General features: G+C 53.4%; 2 protein-coding genes. Both read left to right on the top strand.

Going from position 1 to position 6,000, the window contains the following annotated elements; translation table 11 throughout:
* Positions 1 to 181 precede the first annotated feature (181 nt).
* Positions 182 to 505: a calcium-binding protein gene (locus MSL71_RS24660; RefSeq protein ID WP_180146606.1), complete on the top strand. Its 324-nt coding sequence runs from the start codon at positions 182 to 184 to the stop codon at positions 503 to 505.
* Between the two features lie 653 nt (positions 506 to 1,158).
* Positions 1,159 to 4,602 carry a DEAD/DEAH box helicase family protein gene (locus MSL71_RS24655; protein ID WP_180146604.1) on the top strand — a complete coding sequence of 1,148 codons (3,444 nt, stop codon included), beginning with the start codon at positions 1,159 to 1,161 and terminating at the stop codon, positions 4,600 to 4,602.
* Positions 4,603 to 6,000: the final 1,398 nt, after the last annotated feature.

Genomic DNA, 6,000 nt, shown 5'->3' with positions numbered 1-6,000 from the left:
ATAATAGGTTATTGTTTAACTTTACCATAACCTTTAAAGAGTGGTTTGTCTAGATTTTATCACGTCATTTTGGGCCTTTAGGTATAGTTATATTTACCACCTTGAAAGGGCTGGCCTATACACCCAGCCCGCGGAGTTGACTTACCAGGGGGCTGAAAAGCCCCCATCATAAGGGGAAAATATGGAAACCGAATTGGACGAGAGGGCATGGGACAGATGGCTCAAGGAACGACTCACCTTTCCGTTTCAGGTGAAACGGGTGCAAGATGACAATGACAACCCGTTTCGCCCCTCACCCGAGGAGAAACCCTTTGGTCTCGGCCATGTCATGAAGGTGGTGGACGTGGAAGAGGATGATGATTTTTACGGGGTCATCCTCAAGGTGCGTGAAGGCAGGCGTGTGGGGTACGTGCCCCTCCTTGACGTGGAGATCGTGGAAGCCGATGGGCAAAATGCAGGCCCCATCCAGACCTACCTGGATTGGGAGGGCGAGGTAAACGGTTGATCGCTTCTGGCATTCAAAAGGTTAGGGCTCACGCAAAAAACAAACGCGCGATCTTCACGAAAGATGCCGCAGAGATTTGACCCGAGGAACGAGGGTTAAATCTCTGCGGCAATGAGCTTTCAAGGTGGCTCACCTTGCCGCCGGAGGCATCGCTTTTTGTATTTTATGATGGTTGCGCAGGCCCATCCTACGGGCCGCCATCTTTCATACGCCGACGGCACGTAGGATGGGCAAAGCGGAGCGTGCCCATCATGGTTCAGTTACCCCCCTCCACTCCATAAAAAAATTGACACCACGAGCCCCTCGCCCACCTTCCAACATGACAGCCGTGTCCACACGGTGAATGTCTATGACGTCCACGCGCTCCTTTGAATACCTCAATATTCATCTCCCCTTCAGTCATCTCTTGCCAAGCATCCACCCAATGTGGTTGAATTGCGGGATGGTGTAAAATACTAACCGTTATTTTTCATCATTACACGGTCAACCGATTTTCGTGGGAGAATCCCTGCGGCGTGACAATCCAAAACACGAGGCCCGCGCATTCGCGAACCTGGTGTACAAGGTGTTGCCAGCCCGCTTCTTGCAAAAGGCTCCCCCCACGGAAAAGACCTTCACTAACAAACGTTGATGCTTTGCCAAGGCACGTGCCCATGTCCCATTTTGACTTTCTGAAAACGGAATTCCCTGAAATCCATCGTGATGCGGTGGAGTCTGAAAAACTGGTAAAGACCTCCCCCAAGGCCTCGGCCATTTTAAGTCGAAGCGCCTTAGAGCTTTCGGTACGCTGGCTTTATGCCAACGACACCGACCTGGTAAAGCCCTGGGACTCGAACCTCAGCGCGTTGATGCACGAGCCGTGTTTTAAGGAGATTTTACGACCCGGGATGTTCCAGGAGGTCAATCTCATTCGGAAGGTGGGCAACCAGGCGGCCCACGGGCACCGAGTCGGATCGATAGAGGCCTTGGCCTCCCTTAAAAACCTGTTTCGGTTTTTGGGATTTGTGGGGCTGCTGTACAGCCATACAAAGCCCACCATTCCCTCATTTGATGAGGGGCAGCTTCCCGACGGCGAGGCTGCTACGGAGACAAAAAAAAGCCTGGAAAAGCTGGAGAAGAAACTCCGGGAAAAACAGGACACGTTAAAGAATGAGCAGGCGGTACGAGAATCCCAGGCCCTTGAAATTGAGTCCCTCAGGCAAAAAGTCGAGGCGCAGCAAAACGAGATCCAAAGGAGAAAAAGAAAAAGGGATCGGGGCCTTGATTTTGACGCGGCGGTGCCTGTGCTGGTCTCTGAAAAACAGACTCGAAAGCTCTATATTGATCTGGCGTTACGGGAATGCGGCTGGGACCAGTTGCGTAAAGGCAGGGAGATCGAGTACGAGGTCAAGGGCATGCCCAAGACCGAGAACCCGTCCGGCAAAGGGTATGCCGATTACGTACTCTGGGGGGAAGACGGAAAACCCCTGGCGGTCATCGAGGCCAAGCGCACCCTGGTGGATGCGAGGAAGGGGCGACACCAGGCCGAACTTTACGCGAACTGTCTTGAAAAAATGCACGGGCAGCGACCGGTGATTTTTTACACCAACGGGTTTGAAATGTTCATCTGGGACGACTGCTTTTATGCAGATCGTCGCGTGCAAGGATTTTACACCCGGGACGAGCTCCAGCTTATAGTGGACCGACGCAGGAGCAGGCGAGACGTAAGAACCTATACGGCCAACGCGGATATTGCCGGACGGGACTACCAACTGGAAGCGATTCAGCGCATTGCCGAGGCCTTTGTTGTGACGGGCAAGAAAGGAGAGCTTCGGGGGCGCTCCCGCCAGGCGCTCCTTGTCATGGCCACGGGCAGCGGCAAAACGCGAACGGCGGCCTCCCTTGTGGAGATGCTCACCCGGTGCAACTGGGCCAAGCGGGTCCTTTTCCTTGCCGACCGAAATGCCCTGGTCACCCAGGCCAAAGACGCCTTTAATGAGTTGCTGCCCAACCTCTCGGCCATCGACCTCACCAAGGAAAAAGAGGACAACGGCACGCGGCTGGTCTTTTCTACGTACCCCACCATCATCAACAAGATCGACGGAGTAAGAAACAACGACACCCGATTCTACGGAGTGGGTCATTTCGACCTGATCATTGTGGATGAGGCCCACCGCTCTGTGTATCAAAAATACCGGGCCATCTTCGAATACTTTGATTCCCTTTTGGTGGGGCTGACGGCCACGCCGAAAACCGATATCGACCGCAATACCTACGGCCTCTTTGGCATCGAAGACGACAACCCCACCTTTGCCTATGAACTCGACACGGCCGTGGCCCAGAAGTATCTGGTGCCGCCCAAGGCGATTTCCGTGCCCTTGAAGTTCCAGCAGGAGGGCATCAAGTACAACGATCTCTCCGAAGCGGAAAAAAGCGAATACGAGGAGAAATTCGGAGACCCCTCCACACCTGAAGTGGACGAAGAGATCTCAAGCAGTGCTTTAAACAAATGGCTCTTTAACGATGACACCGTGGATAAGGTTCTGGATCATGTGATGACCTGCGGCATCAAGGTGGAGAGCTGCGACAAGCTGGGTAAAACCATTATCTTCGCAAAGAACCACAAGCATGCTGAGTTCATTGAAAAACGATTCAACAAAAACTACCCGGAATACGGGGACAAGTTCCTGCGGGTGATCGACAATTACGAGAGCAAGGCCCAGGATCTTCTGGAGTCTTTCAAGGATGCCCATGAAGAGACCGATCCGCAGATTGCCGTCTCCGTAGATATGATGGACACAGGCGTGGATGCGCCCCGGGTGGTGAACCTGGTCTTTTTCAAGCTGGTCAAGTCGTCCACCAAGTTCTGGCAGATGATCGGCCGAGGCACCCGACTCTGCCCGAACCTCTTTGGGCCGGGGGAAGACAAGACCCATTTTCTGATCTTCGATTTTTGCCAAAACCTGGAATTTTTTGAAGAGGACCCCGATGGCGATGAAGGGCATGTCTCCAAGGGAATGACCCAGCGTATTTTTGAGGCAAAACTTGAAGTTGCCCTGGGTATTCGCAGAAAGGAAGACCGCAGCGACGATGAGGCGGCATACGCTGAATCCCTTGTGGATGAACTTCACCACAACGTGGAAGGCCTCAACAGGGATCGGTTCATGGTCAAGGCCGAACTGCGCCACGTGATGGAGTACAAGGAAAGACAGCGGTGGGAGAACCTCACCATGGGGGACATGCATGATATCAACACCCACATCTCGCACCTGATGGTGCCGACACCAGGGGATGATGAGCTGGCAAGGCGATTCGACCTGCTCATGCTGAACTATCAACTGGCCCTTCTCTCCGGTGCTCACTCCACAGAGATCTACATCAACAAAATTATCCTCATTGCAAATGCCCTGTCAAAAAAGGAGAACATCCCTTCGGTGGCCCTTCAAAAAGAGACCATCCGCAGTGTAAAGACGCGTGAGTTCTGGCATACCATTACCATTACACGACTTGATGAGGTGAGACGCGCCTTGCGGGACCTGATCAAATTCATCGACAGGGAGAAGCAGACACCGGTTTACACCCATTTCAAGGATGACCTCGATCAAGCCGGTATCCAGGAAAAAGAAGTTCTCACCGGCTTTGATATGTTGCAGAGTTACAAGGACCGTGTGGCCTCTTATGTACGGAAAAACCAGGACCATATCGTCATCCATAAGCTCCGGACCAACCGGCCGGTCACCCAGACGGACATCGACGAGTTGGAACACATGCTCTTTGAGGGGAATCTCGGAAGTCGTGAAGAATATGCCAAAGAGTATGGAGACAAGCCCCTTGGGCAATTCATCCGAAGCATCGTTGGGCTGGACGTGACCTCGGCAAACGAAGCCTTTGCCGATTTCATCCAGGCAGGCACCCTTGAGGCCAACCAGATGACCTTCATCCGCCACATCATCGAATACCTCACCAAAAACGGCACCATTGAACGGGCTATGCTCTTTGAGCCCCCCTTTACCCATATCCACGACCAGGGACTCTTGGGCGTATTTGACGATGCCCAGGCAACCCGGGTGATTCGCATTGTGGATGAGGTAAATCAGAATGCGGTGGCGGTGGCGTAGGTAGGCGGCTAACGTCCCCCGTTAGACGTTTTTTATCCTCAATACCCGGCCGGGAAAACAATTTGCGCCCTCCCCCTTTTCGCATTCCCATGGAGCGACACAAAAAAGCCGCACGGGAGTGCGGCGCTCCATGGTAATGATGCCATCCATATCGCATCCCTGTGTGGAAGCCTTCGCTATATTCGATGGGCACGGCGCAAAGGGTGTAGCCATCCCAATGGGTAGGGCTTGCCTTTGTCCATCCTACGTGTTTTCGACTTACCGCCATTGGTCACCATATGTCACCCCGTACGAAGCGTGCTCATCGTTGCGCGTGTACCCGCACCTTCCAAAAGCCATCATGTAATTGAACTCCGCACAGCATGGAGACCTTCGTTACTCGCGATGGGCACGGCGCCAAGGGTGTCGCCATCCCAATGGTAAGGGCTTGCCTTTGCCCATCCTACGTGCTTTCGGGTTATCGCCATTGGTTACCATATGTCACCCCGTACGAAGCGTGCTCATCGTTGCGCGTGTACCCGCACCTTCCAAAAGCCATCATGTGATTGAATTCCACACAGCATGGAGACCTTCGTTACTCGCGATGGGCACGGCGCCAAGGATTTCGCCATCCCAATGGTTAGGACTTGCCTTTGCCCATCCTACGTGTTTTCGACTTACCGCCATTGGTCACCATATGTCACCCCGTACGAAGCGTGCTCATCGTTGCGCGTGTACCCGCACCTTCCAAAAGCCATCATGTGTTTGAATTCCACACACAGCATGGAGACCTTCGTTGCTCGCGATGGGCACGGCGCCAAGGATTTCGCCACGCCAATGATTCGGGCTTGCCTTTGCCCATCCTACGTGGTTTCGGATTATCCCCCTGGTCGCCATATGTCACCCCGTAGGGTGGGCAAAGCGAAGCGTGCCCATCGTTGCACGCTCAACCCGTACCATACCAAATCCATGACACATTCGGGCCCCACACACCACAATCCTCCATGAGAACAATCGACACACGCGATGGGCACAGGCTTGCCTTTGCCCAGTTTACGTGTTCCCGCATGGACGCCTCTGGTGGCCTTCTGGGAGCGTTTTCCGGGCTTTGCCACACCAATTTCAACCAACATGGGGATTTTTCAGACAAAAAGGATTGACATCTTGAAAGGATGGATCTATCGTGGGCGGTAATAACTAGTTATTGACGCAATGAAGAGCGACCCGACAGGATGCTGTAACATCCTGCCAGGCCTGACCAAAACAACCTTACCAGGAGGTCGTCATGGCTACACGGTTTTTTACACCACACCCACCCCCTTTTCAAGTCGTATTTTCCTCATCACGCGGTAACCCGCACCTTTTCACACGACATGTGTGTCGCAACAGATGGCCGCTAAGGGCGTGCGATCCTGATTA

It is taken from the genome of Desulfoluna butyratoxydans (genome assembly GCF_900699765.1).
GTDB lineage: Bacteria > Desulfobacterota > Desulfobacteria > Desulfobacterales > Desulfolunaceae > Desulfoluna > Desulfoluna butyratoxydans.
The sequence above is the reverse complement of the archived record's forward strand: the minus strand, read 5'-3'. Positions and strand labels throughout refer to the sequence as shown.